This is a genomic window from Gemmatimonadetes bacterium SCN 70-22 (assembly GCA_001724275.1).
Taxonomy (GTDB): domain Bacteria; phylum Gemmatimonadota; class Gemmatimonadetes; order Gemmatimonadales; family Gemmatimonadaceae; genus SCN-70-22.
In genome coordinates, this window is sequence record MEDZ01000009.1 from 21387 (window position 1) to 35200 (window position 13814).

General features: G+C 71.0%; 16 protein-coding genes. 13 read left to right on the plus strand and 3 right to left on the minus strand.

Going from position 1 to position 13814, the window contains the following annotated elements:
• Nucleotides 1-24 precede the first annotated feature (24 nt).
• From ABS52_06210 to ABS52_06255, 10 genes are all read left to right on the plus strand, one after another.
• Complete coding sequence (locus ABS52_06210) at nt 25-1206, plus strand: hypothetical protein (GenBank protein ID ODT03980.1); 1182 nt, start codon at nt 25-27, stop codon at nt 1204-1206.
• 8 nt (nt 1207-1214) lie between these two features.
• Complete coding sequence (locus tag ABS52_06215) at nt 1215-1514, plus strand: hypothetical protein (protein ID ODT04126.1); 300 nt, start codon at nt 1215-1217, stop codon at nt 1512-1514.
• Nucleotides 1508-2026 carry a hypothetical protein gene (locus ABS52_06220; GenBank protein ODT03981.1) on the plus strand — a complete coding sequence of 173 codons (519 nt, stop codon included), beginning with the start codon at nt 1508-1510 and terminating at the stop codon, nt 2024-2026. Before ABS52_06215 ends, ABS52_06220 begins: the two co-directional genes overlap by 7 nt.
• A gap of 12 nt (nt 2027-2038) precedes the next feature.
• Nucleotides 2039-2275 carry a hemerythrin gene (locus ABS52_06225; GenBank protein ID ODT03982.1) on the plus strand — a complete coding sequence of 79 codons (237 nt, stop codon included), beginning with the start codon at nt 2039-2041 and terminating at the stop codon, nt 2273-2275.
• On the plus strand, nt 2275-3018 hold the full coding sequence (locus ABS52_06230) for a hypothetical protein (protein ID ODT03983.1): 744 nt from the start codon (nt 2275-2277) through the stop codon (nt 3016-3018). Before ABS52_06225 ends, ABS52_06230 begins: the two co-directional genes overlap by 1 nt.
• Entirely contained in the window at nt 3015-3248 is a 234-nt protein-coding gene (locus tag ABS52_06235; GenBank protein ODT03984.1) for a hypothetical protein, read from the plus strand. The genes ABS52_06230 and ABS52_06235 overlap by 4 nt, the downstream gene beginning before the upstream one ends.
• 193 nt (nt 3249-3441) lie before the next feature.
• Nucleotides 3442-4557 carry a hypothetical protein gene (locus tag ABS52_06240; protein ID ODT03985.1) on the plus strand — a complete coding sequence of 372 codons (1116 nt, stop codon included), beginning with the start codon at nt 3442-3444 and terminating at the stop codon, nt 4555-4557.
• A complete protein-coding gene (locus ABS52_06245; protein ID ODT03986.1) occupies nt 4554-4850 on the plus strand; it encodes a hypothetical protein in 297 nt (98 codons plus the stop codon). Before ABS52_06240 ends, ABS52_06245 begins: the two co-directional genes overlap by 4 nt.
• 133 nt (nt 4851-4983) lie before the next feature.
• On the plus strand, nt 4984-5559 hold the full coding sequence (locus tag ABS52_06250; protein ODT03987.1) for a hypothetical protein: 576 nt from the start codon (nt 4984-4986) through the stop codon (nt 5557-5559).
• A gap of 3 nt (nt 5560-5562) precedes the next feature.
• The gene (locus tag ABS52_06255) at nt 5563-7215 is read left to right on the plus strand and encodes a hypothetical protein (GenBank protein ODT03988.1); all 1653 of its coding nucleotides are present in this window, start codon (nt 5563-5565) and stop codon (nt 7213-7215) included.
• Between the two features lie 21 nt (nt 7216-7236).
• Here the strand turns inward: ABS52_06255 and ABS52_06260 are convergent, their stop codons facing one another.
• Entirely contained in the window at nt 7237-8064 is an 828-nt protein-coding gene (locus tag ABS52_06260; protein ODT04127.1) for a hypothetical protein, read from the minus strand.
• A 343-nt stretch (nt 8065-8407) separates the two neighbouring features.
• Between ABS52_06260 and ABS52_06265 the strand changes: the two genes are divergently transcribed.
• Nucleotides 8408-10198: a hypothetical protein gene (locus ABS52_06265; GenBank protein ID ODT03989.1), complete on the plus strand. Its 1791-nt coding sequence runs from the start codon at nt 8408-8410 to the stop codon at nt 10196-10198.
• A 24-nt stretch (nt 10199-10222) separates the two neighbouring features.
• On the opposite strand, the gene ABS52_06270 is transcribed toward ABS52_06265, so the two are convergent.
• Together ABS52_06270 and ABS52_06275 are read right to left on the minus strand one after the other, a co-directional pair.
• The gene (locus ABS52_06270; protein ID ODT03990.1) at nt 10223-11782 is read right to left on the minus strand and encodes a hypothetical protein; all 1560 of its coding nucleotides are present in this window, start codon (nt 11780-11782) and stop codon (nt 10223-10225) included.
• Nucleotides 11776-12420, minus strand: a complete 645-nt coding sequence (locus ABS52_06275) for a hypothetical protein (protein ODT03991.1) — start codon at nt 12418-12420, stop codon at nt 11776-11778. Before ABS52_06275 ends, ABS52_06270 begins: the two co-directional genes overlap by 7 nt.
• Nucleotides 12421-12756: 336 nt before the next feature.
• On the opposite strand from ABS52_06275, the gene ABS52_06280 reads away from it, so the two are divergent.
• Nucleotides 12757-13362: a hypothetical protein gene (locus ABS52_06280; protein ID ODT03992.1), complete on the plus strand. Its 606-nt coding sequence runs from the start codon at nt 12757-12759 to the stop codon at nt 13360-13362.
• Nucleotides 13363-13375: 13 nt separating this feature from the next.
• On the plus strand, nt 13376-13798 hold the full coding sequence (locus ABS52_06285) for a hypothetical protein (protein ID ODT03993.1): 423 nt from the start codon (nt 13376-13378) through the stop codon (nt 13796-13798).
• Nucleotides 13799-13814 lie beyond the last annotated feature (16 nt).

The following is a 13814-nucleotide window of genomic DNA, read 5'->3' on the forward strand; positions in this document are numbered from 1 at the left end:
CCCGGCGAGCACTTCATCGCCGCGATGTCGTTCCTGCTGGTGGGGGCGGGCGGCGTCGTGTGGGTGGCGCCCGCGCTGGCGCTGGGGGCGTATCCCTCGCCCCACGTGGTCGGGGTGGCGCACCTCTTCACGCTCGGCTGGCTCACGACCTCCATCATGGGGGCGCTGTACCAGTTCCTCCCCGTCGCGCTGGGGCAGCCGATCGCCTCGGAGCGCGTGGCGCACCTCTCGTTCGCGTTGCACGTGACGGGCGTCGCGGTGTTCGTCCCCGGCGTCGTGCTCGGGCGCGGGGCGCTGCTGCTGTCGGGCATCACCGTGCTGGGGACCGGGATCGTCCTGTTCCTCGCCAACCTGGGCGTGACGCTGCGCCGGGCGCAGCGCCGGGACGTGACCTGGTGGGCGATCGCGTGCGCGGCCGCGTTCCTCGCGGTCACGCTGGTGCTGGGATCGGCGCTCGGCGTCAACCTGCGCACCGGCTTCCTGGGCGGCGTGCGTCCGCTGGCGCTGGGGACGCACCTGCACATCGCCCTCGCCGGATGGGTCCTGATGGTGATGGTGGGCGTGTCGCAGCGCCTGCTGCCCATGTTCCTCCTGAGCCACGGGGGCCGCGAGCACTTCGCCCGCTGGGCGGTGGCGCTGCTGGCGAGCGGGGCGGCGATGCTGTCGTTCCTGCACCACGTCCCGGTGCTCGGGCGCGAGGTGCCGGCGCTCTGCCTGGCGGCCGGCGTGGTGGCCTACCTGCTCCAGGCGCGCGAGTTCTATCGGAAGCGGCACCGCCCGGCCCTGGACCCCGGATTGCGGCTGGCGGCAGTGGCCCTCGCCCTGCTGGCGGTCGCCCTCCCGCTCGGGGGCCTGGTGCTCACGGCCCGGGTGTCGCCGAACGTGAGCACCGCCTACGTGATGGTGATCGTGCTGGCGTGCGCGCTGTTCGTCGCCGCGCACTACTACAAGATCGTCCCGTTCCTGGTGTGGAACCGGCACTTCGGGCCGCTGGCCGGGACGCGGCCGCTCCCGCGCGTGGGCGACCTGTACTCGCAACCCGTGGCGAACGGGGCGGTGGGGCTCCTCGTGGCCGGCGTGGCCACGCTCATCGCCTCGGTGGCAGGCGGGAGCGCCATCGGCGTGCGGTCGGGGGGGGTGCTGCTGGCGGGAGGGGTCGCCATCGAAGCGTTCCAGATGATCGCCATCGCGAGGAGGAGGCCATGAGTGCGTCCATGAGTGCGCCGTCCCCGGCGCCGACAGAAGCGGTCGTGCGCGATGCGCTGCGCACGGTGATCGACCCCGAGATCGGTCTCGACATCGTGACCGTGGGGCTCGTGTACGAGGTGGAGGTGGTGGAGGGGACGGCCAGGGTCACCTTCACGCTCACCACGCGCGGGTGCCCGATGGAGCGGCACATCACCAACGGCATCGTGCAGGCCGTGTCGTACGTCCCTGGCATCACGCACGTCGAACCGATCCTGACCTGGGACCCTGCGTGGCACCCCGGGATGATCAAGGAGGGCACATGGTAAGTCCGCTGGAGGAGTCGTTCCCGCTCGCGTTGCAGGTGGTGGACGCGGCGAAGGTGGTGGAAGCCGACGTGCGCGAGGACCTGCGCGCGGGGCGCGAGCCCTTCGCCCGCATCATGGCGGCGCGGCGCGAGGTTCCCGACGGGGGCGCGCTCGTGGTGCGCGCCATCTTCGAGCCGGCGCCGCTGTACAAGGTGATGGAGAAGCAGGGCCTCGCCCATCACACCGAGCGGCTCGCCGACGACGATTGGCGCGTCTGGTTCTACCCCGAGGTGCCGGTGCTCGACGTGCGCGGGATGGAGCCTCCCGAGCCGTTGTCCCACACCCTGAACGCCGTCGCGACGCTCCCGGAGGGCGGGGTGTTGGTGCAGGTCAACGTCCGCGTCCCCCAGTTCCTGCTCCCGAAGCTCGCGGAGCAGGGGTGCACGCACGAGGTGCGCGAGGTGGCGCCCGATCGCGTGCACGTGTTCATCCGCCGGGCGTCTCCGGCAGTTGCAACTTCCCTTTCAGCCTAGGAATTCCCGATCATGTCCGAGTCCCGTACCCTCGATGTCCGCGTCATCCCCCCGCGCGAGAAGCACCCGACGATCTTCCAGACGTTCGCCTCGCTCAAGCCCGGCGAGTCGTTCATCCTCCTGAACGACCACGACCCGCGCCCGCTGCGCTACCAGTTCGAGTACGAGCACCCGGGGCAGTTCGGCTGGAACTACCTGGAGCAGGGGCCCGCCGTGTGGCGGGTGGAGATTTCCCGGGTGCCGGCGTGATGCGGAGCGGGCTGTCGTCGGCGGCCGCCCCGGATGCCCCGCTCGAGGCGCTGATCTCGGGCGCGCTGCGCCACGGGCTCGCCGCCCTCGAGCTGCGTGCCGGCGATGCGCACGGGGTCTCGGGGGTGCTCGCGGCGCGTCATGGCGCCGCGCGGGAGGCGGTACAGCTGGCGGAGGCCGCGCGCGTGGCCATCGCCGGATATCGCGACACGGGCCGCGACGACGAGGAAGCCCTCGTGGGGCTGTCGCGCGAGCTGGGGAGCCCGCTCCTGGTGGATGCGTCGACCGACCTCGAGGAGCGGCTGGCCCGGGCGGTGCGCCTGCGAGAGTCGGGGGCAGCGGTCGCGGTGGTGGTGCGTGGCTCGACGGCTGCGGCCGACGCCGTCGTGGTCGCGCACCGCGGCCTGAGCGTCGCGTGGGACGCCGATCCGGCGCAGGGCCCGCTGGGGGCGACGGCGTCGCAGCTGCTCGCCCACTGCAGCGCGGCGCTCACCCATGTGCGCCTGCTGGGCGGGGGGCCCGAGAGCGTAATGCACGAGGGGCGCGGCGTGGGGGAGCTGATGGCGCGGCTGGCGCTGTCGGGATTCGGGGGTGCGGTGATCCTCGCCCCCAGCTCCACGCGCTTCCATGTGGCGTGGGCCACGTGGCTCGGGCGGCGCGGAGGGTGGGGGTGCGGGAGCCACGCCTCGGACCCGTCACTGGTCTCACTCGACTCACCACCAGTGGCAGGAGACGCAGCATGAGCGAGACGCATCGCCTCGACGTCCGCCCCGTCGAGCCGAAGGATCGGTTCGAGTGCATCATGGGGGCATACGAAGGGCTCGTGGACGGCGGGGTCCTCGAATTGACCGTGGACCACGACCCCAAGTGCATGTACTACACGCTGCGCGCAACGCGCGGCGACGACGCCTTCACCTTCGACTACCTCGAGGAGGGACCCGAGACCTGGCGCGTCCTGGTGCGCAAGCGGTGATCGCGCGTTAGCAGGGTCGTCGGTGGCGAACGTGGCCGAGTCCGCTTGCCGCCGCGCCCGGCGTGCCGTGCGACATTGACGCCGCGTGCCGCGCCCCCGATGATTTCGCCCGCCCGCCGGAGTCCAACCCGCGGGCCGGTCGACCCGCCGGATTCACCGGCGGGCCCCAGGCGGTCCTGCCAGGGAGGGCGAGATGAGCGGTGTGCGCGTGCTGGTCGGAACGAGGAAGGGCGCCTTCATCCTCGAAGCGGATGGAAGGCGCGACACGTGGACGGTGAGCGGTCCCCACTTCGGCGGGTGGGAGATCTACCACATGAAGGGCTCACCGGCCAATCCCGACCGCATCTATGCGTCCCAGACCAGCGGGTGGTTCGGGCAGGTGCTGCAGCGCTCCGACGACGGCGGCAAGACCTGGGAGGCGGTGGGGAACGAGTTCGCCTACGACGGGACGACGGGGACGCACCAGTGGTACGACGGGACGCCGCACCCGTGGGAGTTCAAGCGCGTCTGGCACATCGAGCCGTCGCTGCACGATCCCGACACCGCGTATGCCGGCGTCGAGGACGCGGCGCTCTTCCGTACCACCGACGGCGGGAAGAGCTGGCACGAGCTGCCGGGGCTCCGTCGCCACGCCACGGGGGATCGTTGGCAGCCCGGGGCCGGCGGGATGGGGTTGCACACGATCCTCATCGACCCCGGCAATCCGCAGCGACTCTACGTCGCCATCTCGGCGGCGGGCGCGTTCCGGTCGGATGATGGCGGGGCCAGCTGGAAGCCGGTGAACCGCGGCCTCCAGTCGAAGTACCTCCCCGACCCGAACGTCGAGGTGGGGTTCTGCGTCCACCGCCTGGCGATGCCGGCCGCACGCCCGGAGCGCCTCTACATGCAGCTGCACTGGAACGTGATGCGGACCGACGACGCCGCCGAGTCGTGGCAGCTCGTCAGCGGGAACCTGCCGAGCGATTTCGGGTTTCCCATCGAGGTGCACGCGCACGACCCGGAGACGGTCTACGTCGTCCCCATCAAGAGCGACTCGGAGCACTACCCGCCAGATGCAAGACTGCGGGTATACCGCAGCCGGAGCGGGGGGACGGAGTGGGAGGCGCTCGGCAATGGGCTCCCGCAGGAGCACTGCTACGTGAACGTCCTGCGCGACGCGATGTCGAAGGACACGCTCGACGAGTGCGGGATCTACTTCGGGACGACCGGGGGGCAGGTGTACATGTCGCCCGATGGCGGCGACCATTGGACCGCGATCGTGCGCGACCTCCCGTCGGTGCTCTCGGTGGAGGTGCAGACGCTGTCATGATCCAGGTGATCATTCCCTTCCACCTGCAGACGCTGGCCAGGGTTGGCGCGGAGGTGGCGCTGGACGTGAAGGGGGAGGTGACCCAGCGCGCGGTGCTGGATGCGCTGGAGGCGCGGTATCCCGTGCTGCGCGGGACGGTGCGCGACCATGGCACGCAGCGCCGCCGCCCCTTCCTCCGTTTCTTCGCGTGCGGCGCCGATCTCTCGCACGATTCGCCGGACGCGCCGCTCCCGGCGGCGGTGGCCGAGGGGCGGGAGCCGTTCATGATCGTGGGGGCGATCGCGGGGGGGTGAGCGGGCGCGCCGCGAATGGGCGCGCCGATGCGACGCGCGCCACGCGCGTATTGACAGAACGTGGTGGCGGGGCAGTTTGTCCCGTTCCGCCAGCTGCCAAGAGCAGCACAGTGCCACTCCCACGCCTCCACGGATGCCGACGAGCCGCAGGTCCTTCCTCGCCACAAGCACGCTCGCGGGCGCGACGTGGCTGCTCGCCGACTGGGGACGGGTGCGTCCGGCGCTGGCGCACGCGGCGTGGGCGATGGCGCAGCGCCCGGCCCCCCCGTTCCGGGTCCTGACGCCGGCGGAGGCCGCCGAGCTCGCCGCCGTCGCCGAGCGCATCATGCCGACGACCGACACGCCGGGGGCGCGCGAGGCGGGGGTCATCTACTTCATCGACCAGGCGCTGGCGACGTTCGACAAGGCGCAGCTCCCCGACGTGAAGCGGGGCATCGCCGAGCTGCGCCGCCGAGCCGCCAGGCGCAATCCCGGGGCGACGTCGTTCGCCGGGCTCGCCCCCGCCGACCAGGACGCGATCCTCGTCGAGATGGAGAAGGGCGACTTCTTCCAGGGGATGCGCTTCGCGACGATGGTGGGGATGTTCGCCGACCCCAGGTATGGGGGGAACCGCGATGCCGTGGGGTGGAAGCTCCTCGGCTTCGACCACCAGCCCACGTATGCCCCCCCGTTCGGCCACTACGACGCGGAAGCAGCGGGAGGGCGATAGGCCATGCAGCAACGCCGTGGCGTGCGCTACGCACTCGCGTCGCCCGTGGATTTCGTGGTCGTGGGTTCCGGTGCAGCTGGCGGAATCATCGCGAAGGAGCTGTCGGTGGCGGGGTTCGCCGTCGTCGTGCTGGAGAAGGGGCCGCGCCTCGAGCCGGCGCAGTTCGAGCATGACGAGTTCAAGTACTTCTTCCGGAACGAGCTCGCCAGCAAGACGCCGGTCACCTGGCGGCAGCGCGCCGGCGAAGTGGCCAAGCCGCGCCCCGGCGGCATCTGGAGCGCGAGCCTGGTCGGTGGGAGCAGCGTGCACTTCACCGCCAACTTCTGGCGCTTTCGCCCCACCGACTTCAACGAGCGCAGCACCCTGGGCGCGATCCCGGGCGCCGACCTCCAGGACTGGCCCATCACCTACGACGAGCTGGAGCCCTACTACACCAAGGTCGACTGGGATGTCGGGGTGTCGGGCGAGGCGGGGGCGTGGGGGGAGCCGAGGCGGTCGCGCCCGTATCCGGTCCCTCCCCTCCCGGTGAAGTCGTCGGGGATCCTCTTCGAGCGGGGGGCCCGGAAGCTGGGATGGCACCCCTTTCCGGCGCCGATGGCGATCCTCTCGCGCCCGCACAACGGGCGCATGGCGTGCCAGAACTGCGGCTTCTGCCAGGGGTACGGGTGCGAGTTCGGCGCCAAGAGCTCGACGCTCGCATCGATGATTCCGCTGGCCGAGGGGAGCGGGCGGTGCGAAGTGCGCCCCAACTGCCACGTGCGCAAGGTGGAGGTCGACGCCCGCGGGCGCGCCTCGGCGGTCATCTACTACGATGCCGAGGGGAAGGAGCAGCGCCAGCGTGCCCGCGCGGTCGTGCTCAGCTGCAACGGCGCCGAGACCCCCCGCCTGCTCCTGATGTCGCGGAGCAACCGCTTCCCCCAGGGGCTGGCCAACTCCTCAGGGGCGGTCGGGCGCCACCTGATGTTCAACGGCGCGACGATCACGCCGGGCACCTACGAGCACCCGCTCAACGAGTACAAGGGCGTCCAGGTGACGCGCATCGCACTCGACTGGTACGACTCGGACCCGAAGCGCGGCTTCTATGGTGGGGGCGGGCTCGATGCCCGCGCCGACATCACGCTCCCCATCTTCTTCGCGCTCAATGCCGCCGAGCCCGGGCGCCGCAACTGGGGGGCGGACTACAAGCGCATGCTCGCCCACGATTTCACGCGGCAGATGACGGTCTTCGGCCACACCACCTCGTTGCCGGTGGCCTCCAATAGCATCACCCTCGATCCCACGCACAAGGACGAACGCGGACTCCCCGCCATCCGCGTCACCTATCGCGACCACGAGGACGACCTGAAGATGATGCGCTTCCTGGCCGAGCGCTCGAAGGAATTGCACGTGGCGGCGGGGGCGGTGTCGCACTTCGCCCTCCCGGTGGAGGTGTCGGGCGGGACCGCGCACCTGCTGGGGACGTGCCGGATGGGGAACGACCCGCGGACGAGCGTGGTGGACCGGAACCACCGCGCACACGATGTCCCCAACCTCTTCATCTGCGACGGGAGCAGTCTCGTCACCTCGGGGCGGGGGCAGCCGACCATGACGATCATGGCGCTGGCGTTCCGCGCCGCCGAGAAGATGGCGCAGTTCGCCGGGCGTGGGGAGATCTGAGCGTCGGGCGACGTCGGACGCCTAACGCCCCTTCTTCGGCGCCTCGAGCTGCTTCACCCGGTCGCGGAACTCCTGGAATCGGGGCGTGTCGATGGCGAGCCGGGCGACGCGCGCCGGGTCGAGCCGGGCAATGAGGGCGCTGGTGTACTGGATGCGATCCTCTTCGTAGGGATGGGTGCTGAACCAGGCGTCGAGCGCCCCCGGCTTCGCCTTCCGCTCATCCAGGAGCCGTTGCAGGAGCCTGGGGATTCCCTCGGGATCGATGCCGGCGCGTGTCACGAGGAGAACGCCGTCCTCGTCGGCCTGGCGCTCGTCATCGCGGCTGTACTTCGCGAAGAGGGCAGCGCCACCCAGCTCGATCCCGACGCGGGTCGCCGTGCTCTCGCAGATACCCGTGAGGACGCAGGCGAGCGAGACGCCCACGTTGGCGCGCTGCGCGGCCTCCATCTGCTTGACGGCGTGCCGCCGCGTCACGTGCGAGAGCTCGTGCGCCATGGCCCCCGCGAGCTGGTCCATCGTGGCCGTGCGCTCCACCAGGCCACGCGTGACGTAGATGAAGCCGCCCGGGAGGGCGAAGGCGTTCACGTCGGCGAAGTTGACCAGCGTGAAGCGCCACTCCACATCTTTCGTGCCGGTGACGCTGGCGAGCGAGTCGCCGAGCAGGGTGAGGTAGCCCGCGATCTCCGGTGCGCGTACCACGGGCCAGTCGGCGTCGATCTGCTTCGCGTACAGCTGGCCCATCTCGGTCTCCTGACGACGCGAGATCGAACAGGCGATGGCGAGAACCGATGCGGCCACGAGCGCATTGACCCCCCAGCGCGCGTGTGACGTACGTCGCCTTTGGCGCATCCCCCCCGCAGCATCGTTCATGCGAATCCTCCGGCCGGACAGTGCCTGCACGGTCGGCCGAGCCGGGGCCAAGGGGTATCGGGTGACCGGGCTGGGAGGCGTAGGGGGATCGCGGGCGACGGCATCCTCCCGCCGACGATCGTTTGGCACCTTGATTGCGGGAGGCGTACCGGGCGCGACAATTTTCCCGACGGTTCTCCGACACCTCTGGCGGCGGAAGGGTGCGTGACGAGAGTGGGCGACTGCGGCTGCGCAGGGCTCGAGGGCGACGGGAGCGCAGGCCACGAATCTCCCCCGAACCACCTCGATGCGCGACTCCATCTTTCGACCGGCTCCTCACCGCGTGACGGACGCCCTCGTCCTGGTCGTCGCTGCCGCGATGATCGCCTGCTGGGGACACCTTGGGGTCGTCGCGGCGATGCGCCACGTCTTCGGGGTCTTCTCGTGGAAGTGGTGGCTGCGTGACCAGGTGCTGCTGACCTCCGCCGGCTACCTGCTGGTCGTGGGTTCGCTCTCTGCTCTCCCCGCGGCGCTGCACGTGCTCTGGCCTCGTCGCGCGACGTTCGCGCTCCTCACCGCGTTCGTGGGGGGCATCGTGGCGTTCGCGATCCTCCTGCTCTTCCAGCGCATCTCACCCTGGGCGCTCGCCACCCTGGCGCTGGGTTGCGCGGTGCAGCTGCATGCCCTGGCGCGGAAGCGAGAAGGCTTGCTGCGACGCGCGAGCCGGATGCTGGCGGTAGCGGGGGTGCTGGCGAGCGTGCTCGTGGCGTCGTCGACCAAGCTGCTGCGCGCGCGGGGCGAGTCGCGCGCCCTGGCCTCGCTCGCCGCCGTGCCGGAGGGGACGCCGAACGTCCTGCTCATCATCCTCGACACCGTGCGGGCGAGCAGCATGGGGATGTTCGGGGGGCCGTACGACAACACGCCGAGGCTGGCGGAGTGGGGGCGCCGCGGTGTCGTCTTCGATCGGGCCTTCAGCTCGTCATCGTGGACACTGCCGTCACATGCCTCGATGTTCACCGGCGCATACGCCAGCATCGCCGGGGCCGACTGGAAGGTTCCGCTGGGCGAGGCTCGCGTGACGCTGACGGAGGTGATGCGCGCGCATGGCCTCGCCACCGGGGGGTTCGCGGCGAACTCGGTGGCGGCCTGGTACCGGACCGGCCTGGCGCAGGGGTTCCTGCGCTACGAGGACACGAAGTATTCCCTCGCCGAGTACGCCCTGTCGACGACGCTGACGCAGACGCGGTCGGTGGTGAATGCCTACTACGAGTGGGAGAAGTCCCACTGGCTTCGCGGCGCGGTGAAGGGGGCGCTGCCGCTCTCGCTGGTCGCGCACGGCAACTACGTGGCGCACGACTTCATCCCGGCGGGCGAGATCGCCGACGGCTTCCTGCGCTGGCAGGGAGGACTCGAGGGGCGTCCGTTCTTCGCCTTCCTCAACTTCTTCGACGCGCACGCGCCGTACGTGCCCCCCACGCGGTACCGCACGATGTACGGCAAGGAGGGGCTCGACATCGACCGCTATCACGGGGCGATCCGCTACATGGACGCGGAGGTCGACCGTGTGCTGCGCACCCTCGAGCGGCGCGGGGTGTTGCGCAACACCATCGTGATCATCACCTCGGACCACGGCGAACTGTTCGGCGAGCACGGTCTCGTGGGACATGGGAACGGGCTCTACCTCGACCAGCTGCACGTTCCGCTGGTGATCCTGAACGCCCCGGGGGTCCCGGCCGGCCAGCGCATCGGCGAACTGGTGTCGTTGCGCGACCTGGCGGCGACGATCGTGGACCTGGCGCTCGGGACGCGCGACCGCGCACTCGGCGGCACCTCACTGCGCCCCGTGATGACCGGTGAGGTGGGGAGCGCGGTGAGCCCGGTGATCGCCGAGGTGAACAAGGGGATCAACGTCAGCCCCGCCACGCTGGCGGGACGCGCCGACCAGAAGTCGGTGGTCACCGACACGGTGCACGTCATCCAGAGCAACGTGAACACGCTTGGCGTATATGAGCACGCGCGCGACCCGCGTGAGGAGCACGACCTGTCGGCCGATCCCGCGACGCGCGCGGGGGCGCTCGCCCTCATGCAGCAGGTGCTCGACGCGCACGGGATCCGCTGGCGCGCGCCGGAATAGCGCCCGGCGTCCGGGGGACGCCGTTCACCCCCGAGGGGGGGCGGCGAGCTGCTGCAGGAGATGGTCCGCGAGCCGCAACGAGAGGGCCGCGATGGTCAGCGTCGGGTTGACGGCCCCGCCGGTGGGGAAGAGCGCGCTGCCGGCGAGGTAGAGGTTGCGCGTGCCGTGCACGCGCGCGTCGGGGTCGGCCACGCCCTCTTCCTCGCGCCGCGACATCCGGCAGGTCCCCATCAGGTGCGCGCCGCCGTAGAAGGCATCGCCGATGCGCACGTCGCCGAGGCGCGCGGCGTCCATCATGGCTCGCAGGGCCGATCGCCCTGCCTCGAGCGTCCGGTGGTCGCGATCACCAAGCACGAATTGCAGGCGCGGCGCGGGATCGCCGAAGCAGTCCTGGACGGCCGGATCGAGCGTCACCCGGCTGTCGGGGTTGGGGAGGTGCTCGACGCTGACCTCGACCCGGCGCAAGTGGCCGAACCGCTCGCAATCGCGGCGGGCCATGGCTCGTCCCCAGAGCCCCGGCTCACGGCCCAGCGACTCCAGCGGATCGTCGGGGTCCGGGAAGAGCATGCGCACGGCGCCGCGCTCGCCGCGTCCTTCTCCCTCGTAGGCATGGTAGGCGGTCAGCGTCGGGAAGCCGATGCGGCGCGGGTAGTCGCGCTCTTCGGACACGCCGCTCGCCGCCACCTTCCAGTGCTCCATGAGGTGCCGGCCGGCCATGTCCTGGTTCCCAACTCTCGACAGCAGCAGCAGGCGGGCCGTCTCGACGGCACTCGCGGCGAGGACCACGACGCGTGCGCGAATCTCGTGCGGAGTGCCGTCGCGCGCCGAGGCGTGCACCACCCGCACGCGCCCGGAGGCGTCCAGCTCGATGCGCCGTGCCGTGGTGCCGGGGAGGATCTCGCAATGTCCCGATCGCTCCGCCTTGAAGGCGTGCCAGTCGGCGGAGTACTGCGCCCCGCCGGGACAGATGGGACACGTCGCGAAGGTCGTGCACGGCGGGCGCCCGTCGTAGGTGCGGGCGTTGTTCTTCGCGACCGGCATGGTCGAGAGTTCCACCCCCAGCGCCGCTGCGGCGCGGCGCCACAGTCCGTCGCTGAAGCTGTCCGGGAACGGCTCCATGGGATATGGGGCGCTGCGCCACGGATCGTGTGGCCCCTGCGCCCCCGAGACTCCCATCTCGCGCTCCGCCCGGACGTAGTACGGCTCGAGCTCCGCGTATTGCAGCGGCCAGTCCATCCCCAGGCCGAACTGCGTGGCGGTGCGGAAGTCGGACTCGCGCAGGCGCGGCGTCATGCCGATCCAGTGGAGCGTCGTGCCGCCGACCGCGCGTACCCGGTTGATGTTGAGCGAATACCCGAACGACGACGCGTTGGTGAAGACGTCGCGCGCGGGGTCGCGCGGCCAGGCGCTCTCGCCGAGCGTGAGGAATCGACGCTGTTGCCTGGGGCGGTCGGCGCGATCGAGTCGCGGGCCCGACTCCACGAGGAGCGTGTGCACGCCGCGGGCGGCACAGGCGTCGGCGAGGAGTGCCCCGGCCGGTCCGGCGCCGATGACGCAGAGGTCGACGTCGTGACCGGTCAGCATGTGGTGGCCGTCCCGGCTCTGGTGTACTCGCGCGGGTCGCCGGCCTGACCCGGGATGCGGGTGTAGCCACGCCTGCGCCATGCGGGGGCAGAGGCGCCGTAGGCGGTGGCCAGGCGGTCGACGAGCTCGGTCCGCATTCGGCGCCGCACCCGTTCGTTGCGGGAGATCACCGCGAGCGCCTTCGAGCGTCTCGACGTGATCGACGGTCGCATGATGTCGTCGACGATGGCGTCACGCGCGTCGTCCGAGGCGTCGGCGAAGGAGCGCATCCCCGCGGCGCGCGCGAGGCGGTCGATGTAGTCGCCGGTCTCGACGAACTCCGCGCGCCACCCGCCATCGCGCTGCACGAGGAGGGCAAGGTCGTCGCCAAGCTCGCGCGTGTCACGTGCGTCGAGCCGATGGCCGAAGAGTGCTCCGGCCAGCGTCGCCATGCGCCGGAGCAAGGTGGGGTCGACGGACGTGGGATCGGGCGGGAGGGCGCGGTGTTGGTTGCTGCGCAGCCCCGCCGTCAGTCGGCGCGCGATGGGGAGGGCGGCGGCCAGGGCTGCAACTCCGGCCGCGAGCACGACGATGGCGCGCCGCCGCGTCGTGGGGGCCGCGTCACGCTCGTCATTCCGCTCCGGATGTTGCGGACTCATGGATGCTATACCGACCGGCTGGTCCGTTCCGATACCCTCGGCCAACTCGAGGCAGCGCCATCGCGAGGGACGCGGACAAGTGGAGCACGCCCTGGCGCGCCATGCGATAGACCCCCGTAGGCCGCGGAGAAAGTGGCGCGACGGCTGGGGCGTCGCAATGCTCGAGCTTTCCCCTTCCATTCATTCGGACGGCAGAACCGAGCCGGGGCGCAATGCCCCCGGGGGATACCTCACGTCCCCGACGGCGTCCGCCGACAGACGAGGTGCTCGACGGGGGGCATGTTGAATGGGGAGAGGATCGACGGTTCCATCTTCCGCAGCCGAAGGGAGGTTACAATGCTGCGCATTTCCCGCATCATGACCCCTGAGGTCGTCTCCGTCTCGCCCGACCTGGGGGTGCGCGATGCCATGGAGCTCTTCGTGCGCCAGCACGTGTCGGGGGCTCCGGTGATCGAAGGGAGCAAGGTCGTCGGGGTCGTGACCCTGAGCGACCTGGTGACGGCGGCGGCATCGACCCCGGGCGCACCGACCCTCCGTCCAGAGGTCGCCGAGCCGGGAGGGGGGGAGCCGCCCGAGCCCTATGTCGAGGGAGACGAAGCGGTGGCGGCCTTCTTCACGGAGTACTGGGACGACGCCGGCGCCGACGTGGCGGCACGGACCCAGTCTCCCGACGCACCGGAGTGGAACGCGCTCGAGGAGCTGACGGTGCGCGACGCGATGACCGAGGGCGTGTTGCACCTGTCGCCCGACACCGACGTGACACGGGCCGCGGCGTTCATGCAGCAACACCGCGTCCACCGCGTGCTGGTGATGGATGGCGACAAGCTCGAGGGGATCGTCACGACCAGCGACATTGCGCGAGCCGTGGCCGACCACAAGCTGTCGAACCGACGTTTCGTCTTCGGCACCCCGCAGCGGCGCGACGACGGCTCGTGGTGGTAAGGTCGCGTGGCCGATGACGCCGCCCACGTCTCGCACCGAGGAGCACATCGGCGAGTGGAGGGTGTCGATCGTGGCCGACACCCTCGAGGGAGTGTTCGGGGAGTTGGCGCGCGTCATCGCGCACGCGGCAGGGGATCCGGAAGGTGAAGGCGTGGCGTGGGAATCGCTGGAGGTCAGTGCGCGCGACCCCGCCACGCTCCTGGTGGATGCGGCCAACGAGCTCATCGGACGCGGCGAGGCGAACGGGGTGGCGTATGACGAGTTGGCCAACGTGTCGCTGGTCGGGGGCGAGGGAGGCGAGGTCGCGCTGCATGCGCAGGTACGGGGGCGGCGAGTCGCGCACTGGACCTCCCCGCTGAAGGCGGCGACGTACCACGCCCTCGCCCTCGAGGAGCGCAACGGACGGTGGCGGGCGCAGGTCCTGTTCGACGTATGACGGACGCGACGGGAGG